General features: G+C 63.1%; 14 protein-coding genes and 1 tRNA gene. 8 read left to right on the top strand and 7 right to left on the bottom strand.

Going from position 1 to position 20661, the window contains the following annotated elements; all coding sequences use genetic code 11:
• Positions 1 to 249: 249 nt before the first annotated feature.
• Together CK230_RS15535 and mgtE are read left to right on the top strand one after the other, a co-directional pair.
• Positions 250 to 2142, top strand: a complete 1893-nt coding sequence (locus CK230_RS15535) for an ABC transporter ATP-binding protein/permease (protein ID WP_176480111.1) — start codon at positions 250 to 252, stop codon at positions 2140 to 2142.
• Between the two features lie 379 nt (positions 2143 to 2521).
• The gene (gene mgtE, locus CK230_RS15530; RefSeq protein ID WP_095818046.1) at positions 2522 to 3886 is read left to right on the top strand and encodes a magnesium transporter; all 1365 of its coding nucleotides are present in this window, start codon (positions 2522 to 2524) and stop codon (positions 3884 to 3886) included.
• A 153-nt stretch (positions 3887 to 4039) separates the two neighbouring features.
• Here the strand turns inward: mgtE and gor are convergent, their stop codons facing one another.
• The 3 genes from gor to rpiA form a co-directional block, all read right to left on the bottom strand.
• Positions 4040 to 5428, bottom strand: a complete 1389-nt coding sequence (gene gor / locus CK230_RS15525; RefSeq protein ID WP_095818045.1) for a glutathione-disulfide reductase — start codon at positions 5426 to 5428, stop codon at positions 4040 to 4042.
• A gap of 119 nt (positions 5429 to 5547) precedes the next feature.
• Positions 5548 to 6129, bottom strand: a complete 582-nt coding sequence (locus tag CK230_RS15520; protein WP_095818044.1) for a DUF2059 domain-containing protein — start codon at positions 6127 to 6129, stop codon at positions 5548 to 5550.
• Positions 6116 to 6847: a ribose-5-phosphate isomerase RpiA gene (gene rpiA / locus CK230_RS15515; RefSeq protein ID WP_095818043.1), complete on the bottom strand. Its 732-nt coding sequence runs from the start codon at positions 6845 to 6847 to the stop codon at positions 6116 to 6118. The genes CK230_RS15520 and rpiA overlap by 14 nt, the downstream gene beginning before the upstream one ends.
• A 160-nt stretch (positions 6848 to 7007) precedes the next feature.
• Between rpiA and CK230_RS15510 the strand changes: the two genes are divergently transcribed.
• From CK230_RS15510 to CK230_RS15500, 3 genes are all read left to right on the top strand, one after another.
• Positions 7008 to 7688, top strand: a complete 681-nt coding sequence (locus CK230_RS15510) for a phosphoglycolate phosphatase (protein WP_095818042.1) — start codon at positions 7008 to 7010, stop codon at positions 7686 to 7688.
• 128 nt (positions 7689 to 7816) lie between these two features.
• Positions 7817 to 7891: transfer RNA gene (locus CK230_RS15505), tRNA-Val, on the top strand.
• A gap of 157 nt (positions 7892 to 8048) precedes the next feature.
• Positions 8049 to 9197 (top strand): acyltransferase, encoded by a 1149-nt coding sequence (locus tag CK230_RS15500; protein WP_176480110.1) that lies wholly within the window; start codon positions 8049 to 8051, stop codon positions 9195 to 9197.
• 77 nt (positions 9198 to 9274) lie between these two features.
• On the opposite strand, the gene CK230_RS33115 is transcribed toward CK230_RS15500, so the two are convergent.
• On the bottom strand, positions 9275 to 9445 hold the full coding sequence (locus tag CK230_RS33115; RefSeq protein WP_164772347.1) for a hypothetical protein: 171 nt from the start codon (positions 9443 to 9445) through the stop codon (positions 9275 to 9277).
• Between the two features lie 635 nt (positions 9446 to 10080).
• Here CK230_RS33115 and CK230_RS15495 point away from each other — a divergent pair.
• The gene (locus CK230_RS15495; protein ID WP_095818040.1) at positions 10081 to 10764 is read left to right on the top strand and encodes a Crp/Fnr family transcriptional regulator; all 684 of its coding nucleotides are present in this window, start codon (positions 10081 to 10083) and stop codon (positions 10762 to 10764) included.
• Between the two features lie 178 nt (positions 10765 to 10942).
• On the opposite strand, the gene CK230_RS15490 is transcribed toward CK230_RS15495, so the two are convergent.
• Both CK230_RS15490 and CK230_RS15485 read right to left on the bottom strand, forming a co-directional pair.
• The gene (locus tag CK230_RS15490) at positions 10943 to 15169 is read right to left on the bottom strand and encodes a cytochrome P450 (RefSeq protein WP_095818039.1); all 4227 of its coding nucleotides are present in this window, start codon (positions 15167 to 15169) and stop codon (positions 10943 to 10945) included.
• A 117-nt stretch (positions 15170 to 15286) separates the two neighbouring features.
• The gene (locus CK230_RS15485) at positions 15287 to 17065 is read right to left on the bottom strand and encodes an adenylate/guanylate cyclase domain-containing protein (RefSeq protein ID WP_095818038.1); all 1779 of its coding nucleotides are present in this window, start codon (positions 17063 to 17065) and stop codon (positions 15287 to 15289) included.
• A 440-nt stretch (positions 17066 to 17505) separates the two neighbouring features.
• On the opposite strand from CK230_RS15485, the gene CK230_RS15480 reads away from it, so the two are divergent.
• Together CK230_RS15480 and CK230_RS15475 are read left to right on the top strand one after the other, a co-directional pair.
• Complete coding sequence (locus CK230_RS15480; RefSeq protein WP_095818037.1) at positions 17506 to 17763, top strand: PepSY domain-containing protein; 258 nt, start codon at positions 17506 to 17508, stop codon at positions 17761 to 17763.
• A gap of 190 nt (positions 17764 to 17953) precedes the next feature.
• Positions 17954 to 18439 carry a hypothetical protein gene (locus tag CK230_RS15475; protein ID WP_095818036.1) on the top strand — a complete coding sequence of 162 codons (486 nt, stop codon included), beginning with the start codon at positions 17954 to 17956 and terminating at the stop codon, positions 18437 to 18439.
• A gap of 63 nt (positions 18440 to 18502) precedes the next feature.
• Here CK230_RS15475 and CK230_RS15470 read toward each other — a convergent pair whose 3' ends face one another.
• Positions 18503 to 20386 (bottom strand): murein L,D-transpeptidase, encoded by a 1884-nt coding sequence (locus CK230_RS15470; RefSeq protein ID WP_095818035.1) that lies wholly within the window; start codon positions 20384 to 20386, stop codon positions 18503 to 18505.
• Positions 20387 to 20661: the final 275 nt, after the last annotated feature.

The following is a 20661-nucleotide window of genomic DNA, read 5'->3' as shown; positions in this document are numbered from 1 at the left end:
AAAAGTCGAAATCAGCGCGATGAATGATCTTCCGGCATTGGCTTTCTGTTGCCCTCGCGCCACGGCGGGTAACCCTGTTCACATTCCCAGCCAGAAAATTAATGGAAAATGATCAATTGGTGTTACTCTGTGTAACAAAACTAGAAAGGTTTGGGCGGGATCGTGACTGGGGTCGGTAGACCGCAACGTGCAGTACCGGAGCAAACATCCAGCGAGGCAAAGACCTCGTCCCTGACGCCGGTATCGTCGATGCGTACATTCTGGGGGCTGATGCGAGCCTACTGGTTCTCCGACCGGTGGAAGGAAGCCTGGACGCTCACCCTCGTTATCGCGGCCCTCACCGCTCTCTCCAGCAAGGCCGGCGTTTGGTTTGCCGTGGCGTTGGGCGAACTCGGCAATTCGATCGCCTTCCTCCACGATGCCGCCAACACCCATCCGCTGCAGACCATTCTTACCAATGCCGGCATACTGGTGCTGCTGGTGATCCTGAAGGATGCCGGCTTCACCGGCGTGCGCAACCTCGTTTCAACGACCCTGCACCGCAAATGGCGCGGTTGGTTGAACAACCAGTTCAACCAGGCCCTGCTCGACGGCAACCATACCCATTTCCATGCCCAGCATGGTTCGGCGCCCGGCGGCATCGTCGCTCCCGACAATATCGACCAGCGCGTACAGGAATCGATAAAGGACATGACCGGTGGCGCCATCGGGCTTGCCATGGGCGTGCTTGGCGTGGCGACTTCGCTCTACTTCATCGGCGAAAACCTGATCGGATCGTCGGTCGAGGTCAAAGGCCTGGAATTCCTGGGCGGCTACGGCACCGCGGTGCTGGCTTTTCTTGCCGTCGCCATCTACGTGCCGCTGAACACCTGGATCGCAGTCAAGCTCGGGCGCTTGCTCGAGCGGCTCAACGTCCGCATGCAGCAAGCCGAGGGCAGCTACCGCAGCGAACTGATCACATTCCTGCGCCGCAGCTTCCACGTTGCTGCCTCGCATGGCGAGGGCGTGCAGAAGTCGATGCATGACAGGCTCTATGTCGATATCGACAAGACGTGGGGGCGGCTCAATGTTGTCAACACCAGCTACACCTCGTTCGAGCTGATCTACAATTTCGTCGGCGCCCGTATCGTTGCCTACGCGCCAGGCCTCTTGTCGTTCATCCACAACCGCCTGGATTACAAAGGCTATATCACCGGCTCCGAAATGGTCGCCCAGCTGATCAGCCAGTGCTCGTGGTTCATCCATGTGATGCCGGCGATTGCGACGCTCAGAGCCAACAGCCAGCGCGTGACCGAACTCGCCAGCGCCATCGAGAACGTCCAGCGCCCGCAGGAATTCTACCAGCAGACCGGCCGCTCCGACTTCAGCTACGCCACCCAGAATCCGGTGTTCGGTCTCACCATCCAGAAGCTGGAACTCGCCCATCAGGGCGAGGACGCGACGCCTTTTCTCAGCGCCGCCAATTTGCGCTTCCGCCGCGGCGAATGGACCTTCCTCAAGGGTGAGTCCGGTTGCGGCAAGACTTCGCTCATCAAGGCGATCAATGGCCTGTGGCCTTATGGGCGCGGCACCATCGTCTTCCCCGAAGGCGTGACGAGCTTCTACGCCGCGCAGGAGGTCAAGCTGCAGCAGGTTTCGCTGAAGCAACTCGTCTGCCTGCCGGGTTCAGAGCACGACCATGGCGACACCCAGGTAGCGGCGGCTTTGCACAAGGCCGGTCTCGGCGACTTCATCGAACACCTCGCCGACGAAAGCCGCGAAGGCAAGATCTGGGATCAGGTGCTTTCGGGTGGCCAAAAGCAGAAGCTGGTGGTCGCGCGCATCATCCTGCAGCAGCCAGGGCTTCTCTTCCTCGACGAGGCGACCGGCGCGCTCGATCCCGAAGGCAAGATCGCCTTCCACCAGGCGATCAAGGACAATTGTCCGAACGTCACCGTCATCAGCGTCATGCACGAGGCAGTGCCACCGCGCTCGCTCTCCGGCGAGGAATTCTACCACAGTGTGGTCGCGATCGCCGATGGCGTCGCCACCAAGAAGCCGCTCGCTCCCAGCCTGCCGCGCGAGCTCACCACCATCCTCGCCCAGCCGCAGCGGCCGACCGAGGACAAATGGCTGCGCTTCCGCCGGCTGAAGCAGAAATAGCAGTCATACCAAGCCTTTGCCGGCGGTCAGGGCCCGGCTTAGACCGCCTTCGATCACAGTCTCGCGATCCGGCCTCCCCGCCTCCATTTTCAGCGCCCTTCGCGATTGACTCGGCAAAAACCGCTCCTATGTTGCGCCCGCTCGCTGATTTCCAACTACAGCGCCACGCGTCCTTCGGACGCGTAAAGGACGCTGTAGAAACTTAGAATTGCGCATGATCCTTTCCGAAAATCGAAGTCGATTTTCGGGGTCATGCGCTACCCCGCGAGCAGAAAGGTCAACCCGCCATGCCTGGCGACAGTCACAGTCGAACGCAACCGCCGTCCGCCTTGACGTGACCTGATGGCTCGCGTCCTGCCGGACGGCAAGGAGTGAGCCCATGAACGAATTCGCACCCGTACTGGACGACGAAGCCGTCGCCGTCGCCCGTGTTCTTGCCAACGATCACGTCGCCGACGTCGTCGAAGCCCTCAATCGCGAACCCCGTGAGACGGCCATCGAGCTGCTCTGCGCGGTTCCATTCGAGCGGCTGGTCGAGATTTTTGATCAGCCGGAACTCGAAAGCGCTCCGGAACTCGCGGAAGCCCTGCCACGCGCCAAGGCGAGCAAGCTTTTGACCGCCATGTCGGTCGACCGCGCGGCCGACATCCTGCGCGAGCTGGACGAACCGGCCCGCTCGGAGTTGCTCGGCGCGCTTGCCCCGCCGCTGCGCGCGACGCTGCTGTCCATCCTTGGTTATCCTGAGGGCAGCGCCGCCTCGATCATGACGACGGAATTCGTCAGCGTGCCTTCGGATTGGACCGTCGGCCGCACGCTCGACTACATCCGCAAGGTTGAGCGCACGCGCGAAACCATCTACGCCATTTACATCGTCGATCCGCAGACGCAGCTCCTTTTGCGTTCGACCGGGTTGCGCCGGTTGATCACGGGCAGCCCGGAGGATTCGATCCTGTCGGTGGCGCCTGATCGTAGGCCGGTGACGGTGACGCCGCTGACCGATCGCGAGAACCTGGCGCAGACCATCTCCAAATACGACCTGCTCGCGCTACCTGTCGTCGACCACGGCAGAATCCTCGGCATCGTCACCGTCGACGACATCATCGACACGATGATCGAGGAAACGACCGAGGACGTGCATCGTTTCGGCGGCATGGAGGCGTTGGACGAGCCCTATATGAAGATGGGCTTCCTCGCCATGATCCAAAAGCGCGCCGGCTGGCTTTGCGCGCTGTTCCTCAGCGAGATGCTGACGGCCAACGCCATGCAGAGCTACGAAGGCGAGTTGGAGAAGGCGATCGTGCTGACGCTGTTCATCCCTCTGATCATGAGCTCCGGTGGCAATTCCGGCTCGCAGGCGACCTCGCTCGTCATCCGCGCGCTGGCGCTGCGCGAGATCGGCCTGCGCGACTGGTGGCGGGTGGCGCTGCGCGAGCTGCCGACCGGGGTGGTGCTCGGTTCGATCCTCGGCGTGGTCGGCATCTGCCGCATCGCGCTGTGGCAGTATTTCGGTTTCTACGACTACGGTCCGCACTGGATGCAGATCGCGGCGACGGTGGGGGCGGCGCTGATCGGCATCGTCACCTTCGGCTCGCTGTCGGGATCGATGCTTCCCTTCGCGCTGAAGCGGATCGGCTTCGACCCGGCAAGCGCGTCTGCACCGTTCGTCGCCACGCTGGTCGACGTCACCGGGCTGGTGATCTACTTCTCGGTGGCGCTGGTGATCCTGCGCGGCACGCTGCTTTAAAGCAATTTCCGGAAAAGTGTGAGCGGTTTTCCGCCTGGAAATTGCGACAAAACAAAGAGATAGAGCGGTTCGCCGTTTCCGTGAAACGGTGAAACGATCTAGAGCCGTGCTGGCAGCCGCTGGCATCGCCGGCGGCTGCCGCCCACGCGGCGATCAGACCCGTTCGCCGTTCCTCACGCGGTAAGTCGGCTTGTACATGGTGACCAGCTCCTCGGCCGCGGTCGGATGCACGGCCATGGTGCGGTCGAAATCGTCCTTCGTAAGCCCCGCCTTCAGCGGGATGCCGAGAAGCTGCGCCATCTCGCCGGCATCCGGCCCGAGGATATGGGCGCCGAGCACCTTCCTTGTCGATCCGTCGACCACCAGCTTCATCAGCATCTTCTCGTCACGCCCCGACAGTGTGTGCCGCATTGGACGGAAGGACGCGCGATAGATCTCAATGTCGGGGAAGCGCTTGATCGCGTCCTCTTCCGAAAGGCCGACGGTGCCGATCTCAGGCTGAGAGAACACAGCAGTCGGAATGGTGTCGTGGTCCGGCGCGGTCGGATTGTCCTTGAAGGCGGTCTCGATGAAGCACATCGCCTCGTGGATCGCGACCGGCGTCAGTTGGACGCGATGGGTGACGTCGCCGATCGCCCAGATGTTTTCGAGGTTGGTGCGCGAATATTTGTCGACCACGATCGCGCCCGTCTTGCTGAGTTCGATGCCGACGCCTTCCAGGCCCATATTCTCGGTATTGGGAATACGCCCGATCGCCAGCATCACCTGGTCGACCGTTAGCGTCTGGCCGCTCGACAGCAGCACATCCAGCCTGCCCTCAGGCGTCTTGCGCACCCATTCCGAAACCGCGGGGCAGAGGATCTTGATCCCCTTCTTCTCCATGGTCTCGTGCAGCGAGCGGCGCAGATCCATGTCGAAGCGGCTGAGGATCTCCTGGCCACGATAGACCAGCGTGGTGTCGACGCCCAGGCCATGGAAGATGTTGGCGAATTCCACGGCGATATAGCCGCCGCCCTCGATCATGATCGCTTTCGGCAGTTCCTTGAGGTCGAAAGCCTCGTTGGAGAAGATGCAGTACTCGTGGCCCGACAGCGCCGGATGCGGCGCCGGCCTGCCGCCGGTGGCGATCAGGATCTGGTCGGCGCTGACGGTGCGGTCCTCGGCTTGCAGATAGATGCTGTGCGGATCGACCAGCACGGCGCGCGAATGAAAAGTCTCGCCGCCCGCGCCTTCGACGTTACGCTTGTAGATCGCCTCGAGCCGCGCGATCTCCTTGTCCTTGTTGGCGACCAGCGTCGGCCAGTCGAAGCTTGCCTCGGGCACCGTCCAGCCATAGCCGGCGGCATCGGCAAAATGTTCGGGAAATTGCGAGGCGTAAACGTAGAGCTTCTTCGGCACGCAGCCGCGGATGACGCAGGTGCCGCCATATCGGTATTCCTCGGCGATGGCGACGCGCTTGCCCAGCGCCGCCGCCACCCGGGCCGCCCTTACCCCGCCCGACCCGCCGCCGATAACGAACAGATCATAGTCATAACCGGCCATCGCGATGGGCTCCTGCGGATAAGAAAGACGGGTCACAGGTAGGCTGCAAAACGGCAAAAGAAAAGCCCGGGCAAACCCGGGCTTTGTGGTCCAGCGGCGATCGGCCGATCTGAGGCTGATCAGTTCGCGGAATTGTCGGCGGGCGCCGATCCGTCGGCGGGCGCGGTGGCGTCCGGAGCAGGCGCTGCCGGCGCCGCGGCCTTGGCGGCGGCGGCAAGCGTCTCGCCGACCTGCTGGGCGAGATCGCGGGCAACGCCGTTCTGCCAGATGTCGGCGGCCTTCACGAGGTCACGCGTCACGGTGGGGCCGCTGTCCAGCAGCTTCTTGCCGGCATCGGAACTGTAGAAGGTGGCGATATCGTTGAGGTCTTTCTCGGAGAACACCTTGGCATAGGCAAGCGCCGCCTCCTTTTCGAGGTCGGCGCGCCGCGAGGCCAAGCCGAGCGCCTTCTCGGTCACGGTCTTGCCGATCAGCTCCTGCATGTCGGGGTTCTTCTGGATGAGCTGCGACTCCAGCGCGGCAGCCGCCTGCGGCAGGATGTTGTCGAACGAATCCGTGGCATGGATCGCGGCGACGGCCGCGCGCGCGGCCTTCAGGTGCGATTCGCTGACATCCTGCGCGAACACCGGCGAGGACAGAGCAAGGACGGCCGAGGCCGCCAGAAACATCGAAACGCGGCGAACCCGTTTATGCAACTTCATGGTCGATAGAACTCCCTGGTTTTCGGGCGGCATGCACGGTTTGGATGCCGTCGCCGCCGGCGATGATGGCCGCTGACGCCAGCCCGATGAAAAGACCGTGCTCGACGACGCCTGGAATGGCGAAGAGAGCATTCGAAAGCGCTCTTGTATCCGGAATGCGGCCAAAAGATGCATCGAGGATAAAGTGGCCGCCGTCTGTAACAAATGGCTGGCCCTCCGTCATCCTCAATGTCATCGGGCCGGAAAGGCCGAGGCTGGCAGCGGCCGCGCCAATCGCGATCTCGGTGGCGCGCAGGCCGAATTTGTTGACCTCGATCGGCAGCGGGAAGCGGCCGAGAGTCTCGACCATCTTGGACTGGTCGGCGATGACGATCATGCGCTGGGAAGCCGCGGCGACGATCTTTTCGCGCAGCAGCGCGCCGCCGCCGCCCTTGATCAGCGTCAGGTCGGGATCGACCTCGTCGGCGCCGTCGATGGTGAGGTCGAGTTCGGGCGTCTCGTCGAGCGTCGACAGTGGCACGCCGAGCTCGCGGCAAAGTGCTGCGGTGCGCTCCGAGGTCGGCACGCCGATGACCGTCAGGCCGGTGGCGACCTTCTCGGCCAGCAGCCGCACGAACTCTTCCGCGGTGGTGCCGGTGCCGATGCCGAGCCGCATGCCGCTGTCGACATGGGCGAGCGCTGCCCGCGCGGCTTCGACCTTCAACTGCCTCGCATCCATGGGGAGCCCTGATTACGCTGGTTTCGCGGGCCTCCTAGCATTTTTGCCTGTCGCGTCAAAGGCTCCCTTCTCGAAGGCGCTGTGGACCGATCGAGGCTCCTTGCTTGAACTCAGGCCAGCCTGTATCGGCTGCGGCAACGAGAATTTCGCAGGACCGCCCATGACCCGCCCGATCATTGTCTTCGACCTCGACGGTACGCTGGTCGACACGGCGCCGGACTTGCTCGACAGCCTCAATCACAGCCTGGCGGCAAGCGATCTGGCCGCTGTCGATGAAGCCGGTTTCAGGCGCTTTGTCGGCCATGGCGGCCGCGTGATGATCGAACGCGCGCATGCCGCGCAAAACAAGGCGCTGGTGGCTGAAGAGCACGACCGGCTGCTGAAGCTCTTCCTCGACCATTACACGCTCAACATTCCCGGCAAGTCGCGTCCCTACCCCGGCGTGATCGCGACGCTCGACCATTTTCAGGCCGCCGGCTACCTGATGGCAGTCTGCACCAACAAATATGAAGCCAATTCCGTGGCGCTGATCGGCGCGCTTGGCATGTCGGACTATTTCGGCGCGATCTGCGGCCAGGACACGTTTGCCTTCCGCAAGCCCGACCCGCGTCATCTCACCGAGACGATCCAGCTGGCCGGTGGCGATCCGAACAACGCCCTGATGGTCGGCGATTCGCAGACCGACATCGACACGGCCAAGGCAGCCGGCATTCCCGTGGTCGCGGTCGATTTCGGCTACACCGACCGCCACGTCCGCGAATTCGAGCCAACCCTGGTGATCTCGCATTTCGACGCGCTGACGCCTGAGCTAGCGGAGCGCCTGATCGCGGCGGCGCGCTGAGCCGGCGCCAAATCGTGCCGACAGAAAATCAGGGGAATCAAACCGCGGAATAACCTCGGCACGTCGCCTTGACTTCACGCGCTCGCCTACCTTATATCGCGGCTCGCTTCGGCCTTCGGGCCACAGGCGGGCGATTAGCTCAGCGGGAGAGCACACCCTTCACACGGGTGGGGTCGCAGGTTCAATCCCTGCATCGCCCACCATCTCCCTTGGTTTTGCACAGTTCTTACGACAGCCTCCGCGCAAATGCGCGCAGGGAATGCAGCCTATGCGGCTGGAATTTGGCTACAGTCGGTTCGGGGGTGCCGCGCGGTGCTTTCTGAGCGCATCGAGACAAGAGCGGCTGGGAAGGTCAGCGACATGGGGGATATCGCTATTTCGCGCCGTGAGTTTGTGCCTGGCCTGGAAGCGTCTCGCGGCGTGGCCGCGCTGATGGTCGCGCTTTTTCATTGCGGCCAGGCGACATATTTTGATGCGACGTGGCAAACGCCCCCTCTGGTGCCGGGCTTGTATCGGAGCCACAGCTACCTCGATGCGGCCTTCCGTATCGCAGGCAACGGCCACGGCGCCGTCGTGTTTTTCTTCGTCCTGAGCGGCTTTGTTCTGATGATGATGCTCAGCCGGCAGACCGATGATCCCAAGGGCAGCGCCGGCCCATTTTTCATAGGACGTGTGCTGCGCATTTACCCCGCCATCTTTTCGACCGTCGCGATCTTCGTCGGGCTGTTTCTGCTGACCGGCATGTCGCTTGGGCCACCCGCAGCCTATTCGACCAGCAATGTGATAGCCAATGCGCTGCTGTTGCGCGCCGACATCAACGGCGTGATGTGGTCATTGCAAACGGAAATGATCGCGGCCCCGCTGATATTCTCGCTCTATTGGTCTTGGCGGCAATGGGGATCTGCCGCTTTGCTTCTGCCTGCCTTCGTCTTGATCGGCCTGTCATTCAGCAAGGAGTGGTCCGGAACACCCGGAAATGGCGTTTCGTTGGGTAACCTGTACTCCTTCGTGGTTGGAATGATCGCTTGCGCCTATGGAAAGACGATAGTCGCTCGTCTTCCTCATCCGGCCTTTTTGCTCATGCTTGCGATCGCAGGGTTCGCGCTCTCGCGCCCGTTGCTCGGATGGTGGTCTAACTGGTCGGTCATTCTCGAGACGGTATTTGCCGGTTTGATCACGACGTTTATCGCCTATGGCGATCCCTTGCGAGAAGGTCGTCTGATGGCAGCGGCCAGGTATTTCGGCCGCATCTCGTACAGTTTCTATTTGTTGCACGCATTGTCGCTGATCGCTCTTTGGAACATGCCAGCGCTGCTCGGAAGGGCCGTCAGCGCAGGGGTTCCTCCCATCGTGCTAGCCCTCGTCGCGTTTATCTCTTCAGTCCTCGTCATCACCCCGCTGGCTCATTTGCAGCATGCTGTTGTCGAGCGCGCAGGTGCCCGACTGGGCCGCGCACTGACATGGCGCCTGCGCTCGAAACTAGAGGCCGACGCCCTCCAGCGTGGGTGACGCGAGTGGGTCCCGGTTCAATCCAGACACCGCCGCCATCAGCCATCGTTGACGAATGGCCGATACCCGGATTCCAGCTAAATCAATCCTCTCCTCACATTCATGCGCGTCACGGCCGTCACCAGGACGGCGCCGGTCATGAAATAGAGCGTGGCAATGATGTGACCCTGGTGGAAGTGCAGCCCGGCAAACAGCAGAGCCATGACCACGGCAAGGAAGGCGATGACGCGAGAGAAGGCATCGGGCATGGGGCGACCTTGTGCAATGTGTTGACTGGCCGCCCTCATTCAGCCGCTCGCTCCATAGAGCGGTTTTCGATTTTTCGCAATCGGCTCGGTGGCGAACTGTCAGGCAAGATCCACTTCCACCCTTAGCCCGCGCGCGGCATCGCGCGCCGTCGCCGCGAATCGTTTACAAGGAGTCCTTTCGCGACTGCCATGGCCTGCCCCTCCCACCAGGAATCGTGGCGTGCGCGCATCTGTGACCACCTTCACATACGTCAGCCAAGGTTTGCGCGCAGATATGGCGACGGAGGCACCAGGGACCTGACTGACTTTAAGGTCCAAAGGCGGCTTCCGGACTGAATGCGGTTTCTCGAGAAGGAATTTTGATCACCTAGCCATTTTCAGATTTGCTGTCTGCGCGCTGGGTATCTCCCACCCAAGCGCGCGGATGGCGTTCTCGAAGGATCGGTCCGTAACCGCCAGTGCGCCCGGTCTCCTTGCAGTTTGCCGGCTTATCCGGTTTCGACGTGTCGGGCATGACATTGGAACGTCTGTCGGCCACCCGTCGAATGCGGAGAGCCACCGTAGAAGGAGACGACGCTTTGATCGAGCACGCACTTATCCTACAATTTCCGTCTAACGAGAGGCGGAATCGTATCATGGCTACAAACGGCGCGGACGATAGCAACCTGCCGCGCCTGGCGCGCATTGATCCGCGCCAGTTCGATCTGTTGTTCGGGGGCTGTAAGCTCGAGCGCTACGCCGCCGGCCAGCACCTGTTCGTCCAGGAGGATGCGTCCGACCGCATCTATGGTGTGATGAGCGGCACTGTCGAGATTTCGATCTATTCGCCGGGCGGGCAGAAGCTGGTCGCCAATATCGAGCTGTCGCGCAGTCTTGTCGGCGAGATCGGGGCACTGGACGGACGCCCGCGCACGGCCACCGCCAGCTGTCTCACGGCATGCGAGCTGGTTTCGCTGAGCCGGACACAACTCTTTGACCGCATTGAGAAAAACCCGCCTCTCGCACGAGCGATGATCGAATTGCTGTGCACGCGGCTGCGCTGGGTCAGCGGCGAGTTGGGCGACCAGGCCTTTTTCGGCATCGAGGCACGGCTGGCGAAGCGGCTGGTGTTCCTGAGCAGCGTCATGGCCGACTCCGCGGGTTGGATTCCGATTTCGCAATCCGAGCTCGGCGAATTCCTCGGCGCGACCCGCGAATCCGTCAACAAGACCCTCAACGACTGGCGCAACCGGCAGATGATCGCCATCAAGCGCGGCGGCCTGCGCATCACCAACGCCGCCGCGCTGCACCAGATCGCCGAGTCGCAGGACGACGACTGAGCAAGTTCGGGGACTTCGCCGTAACGCGCTCGCCGATTTCGCCGCGGTAGGGTCGGCGACTTCGCCACCGCCGTCCGTCGGATTCGCCCAAGCAGCAGACAGCCTAAAGCGCGTCGCGCCGAACCGGATTCAGGCGAACCGCTGCACATTTCTGGGCGACATGCATTAAGCGCCCCGATCACAACCGCGAGATCAGGTAGCGCAGCGCCGAGCGGCTCGGCATGAAGAAATAGCCGCCGCCTTTCGTGGTGACGAACTGGGGAACATCCTTGAGCACGGTGACCTTTTCCCAGGACGGAATCGAGAACCGGCCGCCGCCGCCCCTTGCCCCGATCGTCGGGTCCGTCTCCCCGACAAGCCCCTGGAACGAGTTCGACGAGACCCAGGTCTGCTGGATGAACTCGTATTGGCGCTCGATATCAGCGTTGAGACACATGAAGAGCAGTCCCTTCTCGGTTTTTCCGCCCCTGTCCTTCTTCTCGTAGGTGCGGCCGACGCGCAGGATGCGATGGCGCTTGCCGATCCTGGTCTGCGTCTCGCGGTCCTCGCCGAGCGAATCGCGCGGGTTGGAACGGCGTATGTGGGAGCCGAGTGGACAGGCGTGTCCCTGCGGATCCTCGGCGCCGAGCGCGAAATCATTGTCGACGCCGCGGCCCGGCCGCCCGTTCGGATTGCGCACCAGCGAGCTGCCGTCCTGCCAACGGCCGAGCATCTTTGCCGCCACCCAGCGCGGCGTGATGGCCGTATCGCCCGTCTCGCCGGCGGCCTGCAGGGCGGCCCGCCTGCAATAATCGCCGAACAATTCGACATGCTGCTCGAACTGGCGCATGACGAGGAACGTGCCGTTGCGGCCAAAATCACGCGGCGGAGGCGGCTGCCCGGTTATCTGGCGGTTGCGCCGCACCTGCGACAGGATGCCGGCGCGGTCCAGCGCTGCCTCGACCGAGGGAGAAGACGGGTAGAAGCCATGCTCGTCGCGGTAACCGAACAGGAACTCTCCGGGTGCGAGCAGATGCATGGGCGCGGCTTCCTTGGCGGCGCGCGCCGTACCCCGAACGATAGGTTGCGAGATGCCATCGACGAAGCCGAAATGCTCGACAGCCCGCTTGCCCTCGCGCCGCACCTTCAGCGGCAGTTCGGCGGTCACCGACATACCGGCGCCTGCCGTCTGTCGCTTCATGGCCGTGATCTCCGCCTTCAGCAAGGCCGGCGTCTCGGCATAGCAGACGATGACGGCATCGACGGGCTTGGCGGATGACCCCCACTGCCATTTGTCGGGCGCGTCGGGGCCGGTGTCGTTGAGGATGCGGCTGCGCTCGGGCGTACCCATGCCTTCCCGGAAGGCGACCGGGAACGTGTCCAGCGGTTCGTCGTCGACGCCGCCTTCGAGCCCCAGCCGGCGCAGACCGTTGGGGCCGAACGCCACGGTCATGGCGCGGCCCGCGGGCACCCCGTCGCCGAAGCTGGTTTTGCCGATGACGAAGTCGAGCCACGCCTTGCGCTTCGCCGCCGGCAGGCCGTCCGGCACCTGGATCGCAAGCATATGCGCGTCGCCGAGCGCGCCGAACGGCCCGAAGAAGATCGACTGGATCTCCCCGGATTCCAGCTCTTCGAGGGGCAAGGACGGAGGCACCGGCAGGCTCCCCGCATCAGCCGGCTGCGCTTGCGGACGCGGCAGGGAACCGAAGAGGCTTAGCCAGTCGCGCGCCTCGTTGCCGGTAGCCGAGGCGATGCCGCGCCTGATCCTGGAGTTGATGCGGATACGCGTGGTGTTGAGGTGCGGATAGGCGGTGTACCAGAACAGTGTTGGCACCTGCTGGCGCCGCGCCCAGCGCTTGAAGCGATCGCCGTCGCGCGCGCCGTCCAGGAACAGCCAGCGCGTGCGCGGATAGCCGTCGGTGTTGCTCCACACGCCGGTCAGGCCGGCCGAGGCTTTGGCGATGAAGTCCTCGAGATAGCTTTCCCAACTGCCTCCGTAATTGGAGAAGAACATCAGCCTGTTGGAGCCGGGCAACAGCACCCAGCGGGCGAAATGAATGGTGTTGATGGTGGCGAGGAAGCCTGGCCTGAACACCTTCTGCGCCGATATCGAAATCAGGTAGAAGGAGAGCCGCAGCGCCAGCCGCCGCAAGATGCCCGCCTTCATCGTCGAGATCGCCGTCAGATTGTTCTGCGCGGTGTGGTCCTCATGGGCGAGGATCTTTTCAAGCGCGCCGATCTGGACAGGGGTACTCGCCGGCTGGTCCTTGTCCTCGAGCCGCCGCAACGCCAGGAAGCAAAGCCCGACGAACAGGGCGAGAATGGCCAGCAGGCCGAGGACCGAAAGCAGAAGTGAGGTGCCCGCGATCGCGATGTTGGTGAAGGTAACCCCATGCGGGTTTCCGAATACAAGCACATAAGTCACGCGCCAGAAGGCCAGAACGACGATCGCGACGGTGGCGAACATGGCCGGCGTCAGCAGCGTCGTCGTCAGCGCTTGCAACCAATGGCCGGGCCGCCTTTCCAGCAGGCTTTCGGCGGGCTCGAATGCCCAGCCGAATTGTCCGAGGCACCGGACATGGCGGCGCGCCTCGGCAAGCACATCCATCGCATTGCCGCTACCCGCGCGCGGCTTTTCGACGATCTCGCGCACGCTGTCGGCGAGGCGTGCCTCGGCCAGGATACGGCGCACGGAATGCCCCGGCGTGCCGGAGAAAACCAGCCCGGCGGCGCTGCCGAAGGACGGCGATATCTCGATGTGCTTCCTCTTCAGGAAGTCTTCCAGCGAACCGCCATCCGGGAGGCCGCAGACATCCCTGAAGATCGGCCGCAGCCGGTGACCGATCGCGTGCGCCATGGCGGCAACGACATCGTCGGTGCTGCCGTCGCCTGAGATTTCCAGCACCAGCGCGCCGGTCTCGGCCCCCGTTTTCTCATCCTTCCCCGTCGGAGCGACGGCCAGGCTGGTGAAATGGATGGTGCCGACCTTGTCGAGCGCGGCGCTGAGCTCGCCGATCGCCGGATTGCCGAGATCCGCAACCTTGTCGCGCACCGCATCGAGCGGCATCGGTCGGGTAATCGGGCAAACCACCGTCACCATCGACTGCTCGGCGGTGCGGCAAAGCGGTGAGCGCTCGAAATCGACCTTGAGGCTTGCCGGGTAGGCGCCGACATTGACCATCTTGCCGGCCCTGCCCCGCGCGCGGGTCAGCTTCGGCTTGCTGAACAGCGCGCGGATGCATTCACCGATCTGGATGCGGGCGATCTCGGCGCCGATGCACAAATGGATGCCGTAACCGAACACCATGTAGTCGCGATGCGGGCGCGACGTATCGAACGCGTTCGGCCGTTGCACGATCTCCGGATCGAACATCGCCGAAAGCGTCGCCGGCATCACCACCGTTCCCGCCTTCACCAGGCGCTCGCGACGCGTGCCCTTGCCGATCACGGCGTCGCGCCTGGTGTAGCGCCAGGGTCCGATCCAAATCGGCTTGAAGCGCATGGCTTCCATGATCGCCCGGTCGAGCTTGTCGGTATCGCCGGCGCCGAGAGCCTCATGCACGGCGTGCCGCGCGTCGGCTCGCGACAGGATCACGTCCAGGCAATTGCTGCCGGCCAGCACATTGGTCGGCACGAAGCCGGCGACCATGCCAAGCATGATGGAATGAATGTCGGGCAGCGACAGGCGCCCTTGGTCCATCAGAGCGACGAGGCGAGCCAGCGGCCTGTCATCCTTGCCCGTCCTTTCCCTGACTGCGGCGATCGAGCGGTCGATAATCTTGATCAGGCGATCGCCGCCGACCACGGCAAGCTGGCGCGTGGCGGGATTTGCCGTCGGATCGGAAAAGAACAGCGCGCTGAGCGCGATCGACCAGTCGGCGAATTCGGTCTCATCGTCGATCTGAAGGCCGAAATAGTCGCGGCAAATGCGCACCGGCACAATCTTCATCAACCCTGCGATAGCGTCGAAGCCGGGGCTGGCGCGGGTCATGATCTCGCGCGAATGGCGCTCGGCGATCGGCCTGACGATGGCTTCGACCTCGGCCGGCGGGAACGCGCTCAGCACGGCCGATTTCATCTGCCGGTACGCGGCGCCGTCCTGCATTCCGAGGATGAAATTCGAGCCCCTCGCCAGTTCGGCCATTTCCGGCCCGTAAGGCGTCTCGAACTCGTCGCCGCGCTCCAATATATCGCGAACATCCGCGCCCTTGGTGACAAGCAGGAAATTGCCGAAGCCGAGATTCGGCCAGAAGCGGCGCAGCAGCGCCAGCAGCCAGCGCGGATCGCCGAGAAGAAAGCCGGCGATGCGCGAGGCAATGCCCCCCTTGGAACGCAGCCGATAGATGTCGAACGGCGGCATTTCGGCGACGGGACGCTGGCTCTTCTGAGCGGCCCGGACAGCGGCGAAGTACTTCAGTGTGATCATGCGCGTTCAAGCCCCCCGGCTGTCCACGTCAATGCGATGCCGGCACCGTCTGGCCTAGGTTTGCATGGGTCCGGCGTATGTGAATTCGTTCACAGTGGTCTGTTGTCCGCCCGGCAATCATGCGGTTGCCTTGGCCCGATCGAAATTGCCGATCAGGAAATTGTTCATGCCCGGGTCCACGAACGGTATCCAGCGTATCCTCTGCTCGGAAAAATCAGGATGCCGGGTTATGAAAATGGCAAGCTCGCGCTCTGCCTCGTCATGCCTGCCGCTTCTCATTAGGGCGCCTATCTTCAGGAACCTGGCGTAGAAGTAACTTGGCGACAGGTTGAGCGAACGCTCGGCTGTGGCGATCGCGGCTGGCCAGTCCTCGACGAAGCAATAAGCGGCGGCCAGTTCGCCCAGATTGTGGAAGCGATAGAGGTCGAACGGGCTCAACCGCTCGGTATCGAGGAAGAACGGGATCGCGCCGGCCGCGTCGCCAAGCAAAAGGCGCGCGCTGCCCATGGCCGAGCGGGCGAAGGCGAAGCTCGGATTGATGTGGATCGCCTCGGCAAGGTGCTCGGCCGCCGATGCCGGTAGGCCGCGCATGATGTCGGCCGCGCCGAGATAGGCATGCGGACGCGCGTCGAGGCTGTCCATCAGCAGCGCCTTGCGCGCAAGCGTCTCTACCTTTTCCAGGTCGTCGCTGTCGCCGAAACGCAGCCATGCCCGCCAGAAATACCACCATGCGAGCTCGTTCAGCACGGCGCTCGAGTTCGGATCGTCCCGGTAGGCTCTGTCGAAGAAATCCAGCGCGATGTCGGTATCACGGCGCGTGCGCCTGTTCATGTGCCAACGGCCGCGCCTGACCAGCTGCCAGGTTTCGAGGCTTTCCCAAGGAACCTGGAACGTACGCGCCTGCTCGGCGCGATCGACCTCCTTGTCGAGGATGGAAACGATCTCGCTGCCGATCTGATCGCGCAGGCTGAAGATGTCCACCAGGTCGCGGTCGAAGCGTTGCGACCAGACCAGGCGCCCGTTCGACGTGTCGCTGAGCGATGCGTTGAGGCGGATATGCCTGTCGTAGCGCGCCAACGTGCCGCTGACGATGTAGCGGGCGCCGAGCGCATTGCCGATGAGCCTTGTGCCCAAGCTGTCGTCGCGAAACTGGAAGCTGGATCCCTTGGCGATGACCGAAAGCCAGCGCGTGTTGGAAAGGCCGTAGATGATGTCCTCGGCGATACCGTCGGCCATATAGCCGACATCGGGTTCGCTTCCGTTGCCCTGGAACGGCAGCACGGCGATTGCAGGAGGGCCCTTGGCGATCGGCCTATGGCCGGGCGCGGTGGGGATGGAAGCGAAGGAGGCCGGCGTGGCAGGCCCGTTGCCGCCGCGGCCCGCGATCAGCACCCGAACCGGCAGGGCGATGTTCTTCAGGCTGAACTCGCCGAGATCGGTAAAGACCGCCGCTGTCTTGTCCTTCACATGGTGCCAGGTCGTCGCCGAGATGGCGACGCCGTCGTGGGGCGCGAATTCCTGAAGCCGGGCGGCGATGTTCACGTCGTCGCCGTAAAGACGGCCTTCGCGGACAATCACGTCGCCGGTGTTGATTCCGGCGCGAAACGGCATGCGCATGTCCTCGGCAACCGCGGCGTTCAGCGCCACGATCCGCGCTTGAAAATCGAAGGCCGCCCGCAAGGCTTCGATCGGATTGCCGAATTCGGCCATGATGCTGTCGCCGGCATCGCCGAATGTGCGCCCGCCAAATGCGCCGCAACTGCCGGCGATGATGTCGCGCCTCTCCTCGAACGCGGCAACGGCCAGCTCGTCGTCGATGCCCATCAGCCTCGAGAACCCTACGGCGTCGATTGAAATGATTGTCGCAAGCTGACGGGTGTAATTCCGTTCAGCCATGATCGAGCCCCCAGTCCCCGCTTGCAGTCCAAAACGGGCGACCTGCGCTCAAAAGAAACGCGTCGCCGTCTGCCGATGGATATCCCCGGCAGGTCCGGCGCGCTGTTGCCACCCTGTTATGACCAGAGTTCTATCAGGGTCTTGCCGAAAGCTCTACCACGAACAGCTAATGTGGCGAACGCCCCCGTCCAGCGCACGGTTAGCCATTAACTATGTCGGAAGGCACATCAGCATCGTGCCGTTACCAATTGAAATCACGCCCTCTTTTGTCGTCGCCCAGTGCGGAATTTGGCTGCTGCCGGCCGAAGATCGGCCACCTCGAGCCAGAAGCTTCACAAGCCGATATTTTCACGCTACGGAACCAACCTGCCCGCGTGCTGGTTTCTGACGGCACCCAGGCCCATATGAAACCTGGCCAAATACGCGATTTGAGGGCTCTCATGCGCACTGTTGTTTTAGCAACCGGTATCGCGGCCTTCCTTGCCGGCGGATCGGCCCTTGCGGCGGACGACCAGCCGTTGCCCCCGCAAAATGCCAAGAAACTCTCGGAGATCGTCGCCAAGGTCGAGCAGCGCACCGACTTCCGCTATGTGAAGGAGGTCGACTGGGATAGCGACGGCTACACCATCACCTACTACACCACCGACAAGGCCAAGGTCCAAATCACCTACGATCCGGTGACCGGCGAACCCAAATAGGCCGCGATCGCTTGCCCCTCTGCCATACCGCGGGGCCTGCATTCGGCATAGACTCGATCGTCGAAACAAGCGGCCTGAGGAGAACGGCTGAGGAGCTCGGCACCGCGCATTGAGTTCGGCGCGGCGAGCCGACCTTGCATCGTCACAACTTTGGTGGCTGACTGCCCCCAGATTGCGGGCACGGGGGTGCATGGCAATGATCGGCTACGTCCTGAAGCGCATCCTGATGGTGCTCGCCGGCTATCTGGTCGCGGTGCTTGCCGGGTTGATCGCGGTGGTGGTGATCTACGCGGTATTGAGCTCCCTGCCCAATGCGCCAGCCTACTTCGGCCTTATGGAATTCACCCCCATTGCCGTTCTGGTGGTGCCGCCGCTCGGCATGTTCGTCTACTTCCTGACGATCATCCTGACGGGAGCGCAGACGCTCGTCTTCGCCCTGATCGCCGAGTTCTTTTCGTTGCGCAGCTTCTGGCTGCACATGGTCTTCGGCGCCGCCGCCGCGGCGGCCGGCTTCATGCTGATCTGGCCGGACGCGGCCGATGATCCGGAACGCTGGGCCGACATGGGGATCATAGCGGGCGCCGGCCTCGTGGCCGGCCTGATCTACTGGCTGATCGCCGGGCGCGACGCCGGCTTCCGCCGCACGCCCATCAAAGCAATTCCAGGCAAAGTGTGAAGCGGTCAGGCTCGGCGGCGTCGCCGTAGCCTTCCGCGCGGAATTGCTTGACGCTAACAGCGCTCAGCTTGAAGGCGTACGCACCGCTTCGGTCGCGTCCAGCGCCTGCATCAGCTTGGAATCGCGGCCATAGACGTCGTCGAAATACTCGACCTTGCCGGACATATCTGGCCAGGCGGTGAAATAGGCGACATAGACCGGGATGACGCGGGTGACATTCTCGGTCGAATGCCCGTGCTTCAGCTTCTCGGCGATATCGTCGACAGAGGTGCCAAGCACCGCCGCCGCCATGCCCCGCGGATCCTGCAGGCGGATGCAGCCATGGCTGAGCGCCCGCATGTCGCGCGCGAAGAACGACTTCTGTGGCGTGTCGTGCATGTAGATGGCGTGCTTGTTGGGGAAGAGTATCTTCAACTCGCCGAGCGCGTTGGCCTCGCTCGGCTGCTGACGCACGTTGAACGGGATCTTGGAGCCATAGGCGCCCCAGTCCACCTCCGACGACGGGATCTGCCTGCCGCGCGAATCCGTCACCTCATAGCCGGCCCGGTCGAGATAACCCGGATCGCTGCGCAGTCTCGGCAGCATCTCATTGACGATGATCGACTGTGGCACGCCCCAATAGGGGTGGAAGTCGACCTGCTTGATCTGGTTGTAGAAGAAGGCGGTCTGGTTGGTGACCCGGCCGATGACCGCTCGGGTCTTCAGCTTCTCCTCGCCATTGTCGATATAGCTGGCGGTGAAGGCCGGTTGATTGATGAAGACGCGCGGACTGCCGAGATCCGACGGCAGCCAACGCAGTTCCTCGAGCGCCACCTTGACCTTCCCGATCCTGTCGGCTTTCGAAGCCCCGGCCAGCAACGCCACTGTGCGCGGGCCGATGACGCCGTCGCCCTTCATGCCTTCCCGCTGCTGCACCGCCTTGATCACCGGCACCAGCTCGGGTTCGTAGACTTCGCTCTTGCCCAGCCTGGCAAGAACCTCGCCGTAACTGCCGCCCATGTCGTCATCGAGATTGCGGGCAATGAGCGTCAGCAACTTCGGCAGTTCCGGGCTGCTCTCACCGGGCTTGAGCAACAGCTTGGGATCGACGACGATCTCGTTTTCCTCACTGGCCTCGAGCGCTTCCAGTTCAACGCGCAGCGCCTGGTATTCCGGGTTCTGCGGATGCCGCGACTCCAGGTAGGTGCGGACCTCCTGGGTATGCGCCATAGTCTTCAGCGCGCCTTCCAGATCGAACGGCTTGGCCGGGAAATCGTAATAGCCGGTCATCCGGTTGGGATCGACGCGGCCGCTCTGGGCATCATGGGCATAGCGCAGCACGCGCGCCGACAGCGCCATCTCGAAGCGAACCAGTTCCCTGGTCCGCTCTTCCGGCGTGGCGGAAGTCGCGGCCGCGGGGATATCGACGGAATAGTCGGCCGGCGTCAGACCGTAACTCGCCGCCTCGCCAAGCACCCGCACGGCATCCTGCGCCCTGCTGTTGGGCACGTTGTCGCTCACCCAGATGAAATCCGGATTGGCCGAGTAATAGGCGATCAACGCCTTGGCGATGTCAGGCTCGGCGAACAGCTCGTAGTCGCTCAGGCCGGCAACTGCATCGCGGAACGCGGTGCTCGTCACGGACGGCACGAAGGCGGCATCCTGCGCCGTCGCCGGTGGCGGTGCCGACAACAGCGACTTGAAGTCGACGCGAACGAGCTTATCGGCCCGGTATGTGTTGTAGGTCGGGCTGCTGATCCTGGCGCCGCCACCCTCGCCATCCAGCGCGCCTGGCCGTATCTTGCGGGGCTTCGGCGGCGGCGGAAATTCGCCTTGCGGATCGTGCCGGATGCCGCCGCCGAACAGCATGTCGAACAAGCCCTGCGCGCTCGCCGGCTGCTGCCCGATGGCAAATGCCGCCGCGATCGCGATCGGCAGCACGGCCTTTTTGTTCCCGAGGAATTTCATGAATCACTCGCTCCGGTTGTCACCGGTTCCCGTTCCGCGCCGCTAAACGATCTCGCCCACCGCATGGCGGATGTAAGGCGCAACTATACTGATTCATACCGATTTCGTTAAGCTTCCATAAATTTCCATGGCCATGTTGCAGAACGGTTTCACATCCTTGTGAAACCCGTGCGGCCAGCCTCGGTTCCCGCGATGCTTGCGCCATTGCGCCGGACATTGGCGGAACCGGCTCGGACGTGACAAACCCCGGCCGTTATGCTCGAAATCCTGGTCGC

This window comes from Mesorhizobium sp. WSM3859, assembly GCF_002295065.1.
GTDB lineage: Bacteria > Pseudomonadota > Alphaproteobacteria > Rhizobiales > Rhizobiaceae > Mesorhizobium.
Note: the sequence above shows the minus strand (reverse complement) of the source record. Positions and strands in the feature narration are given on the sequence as shown.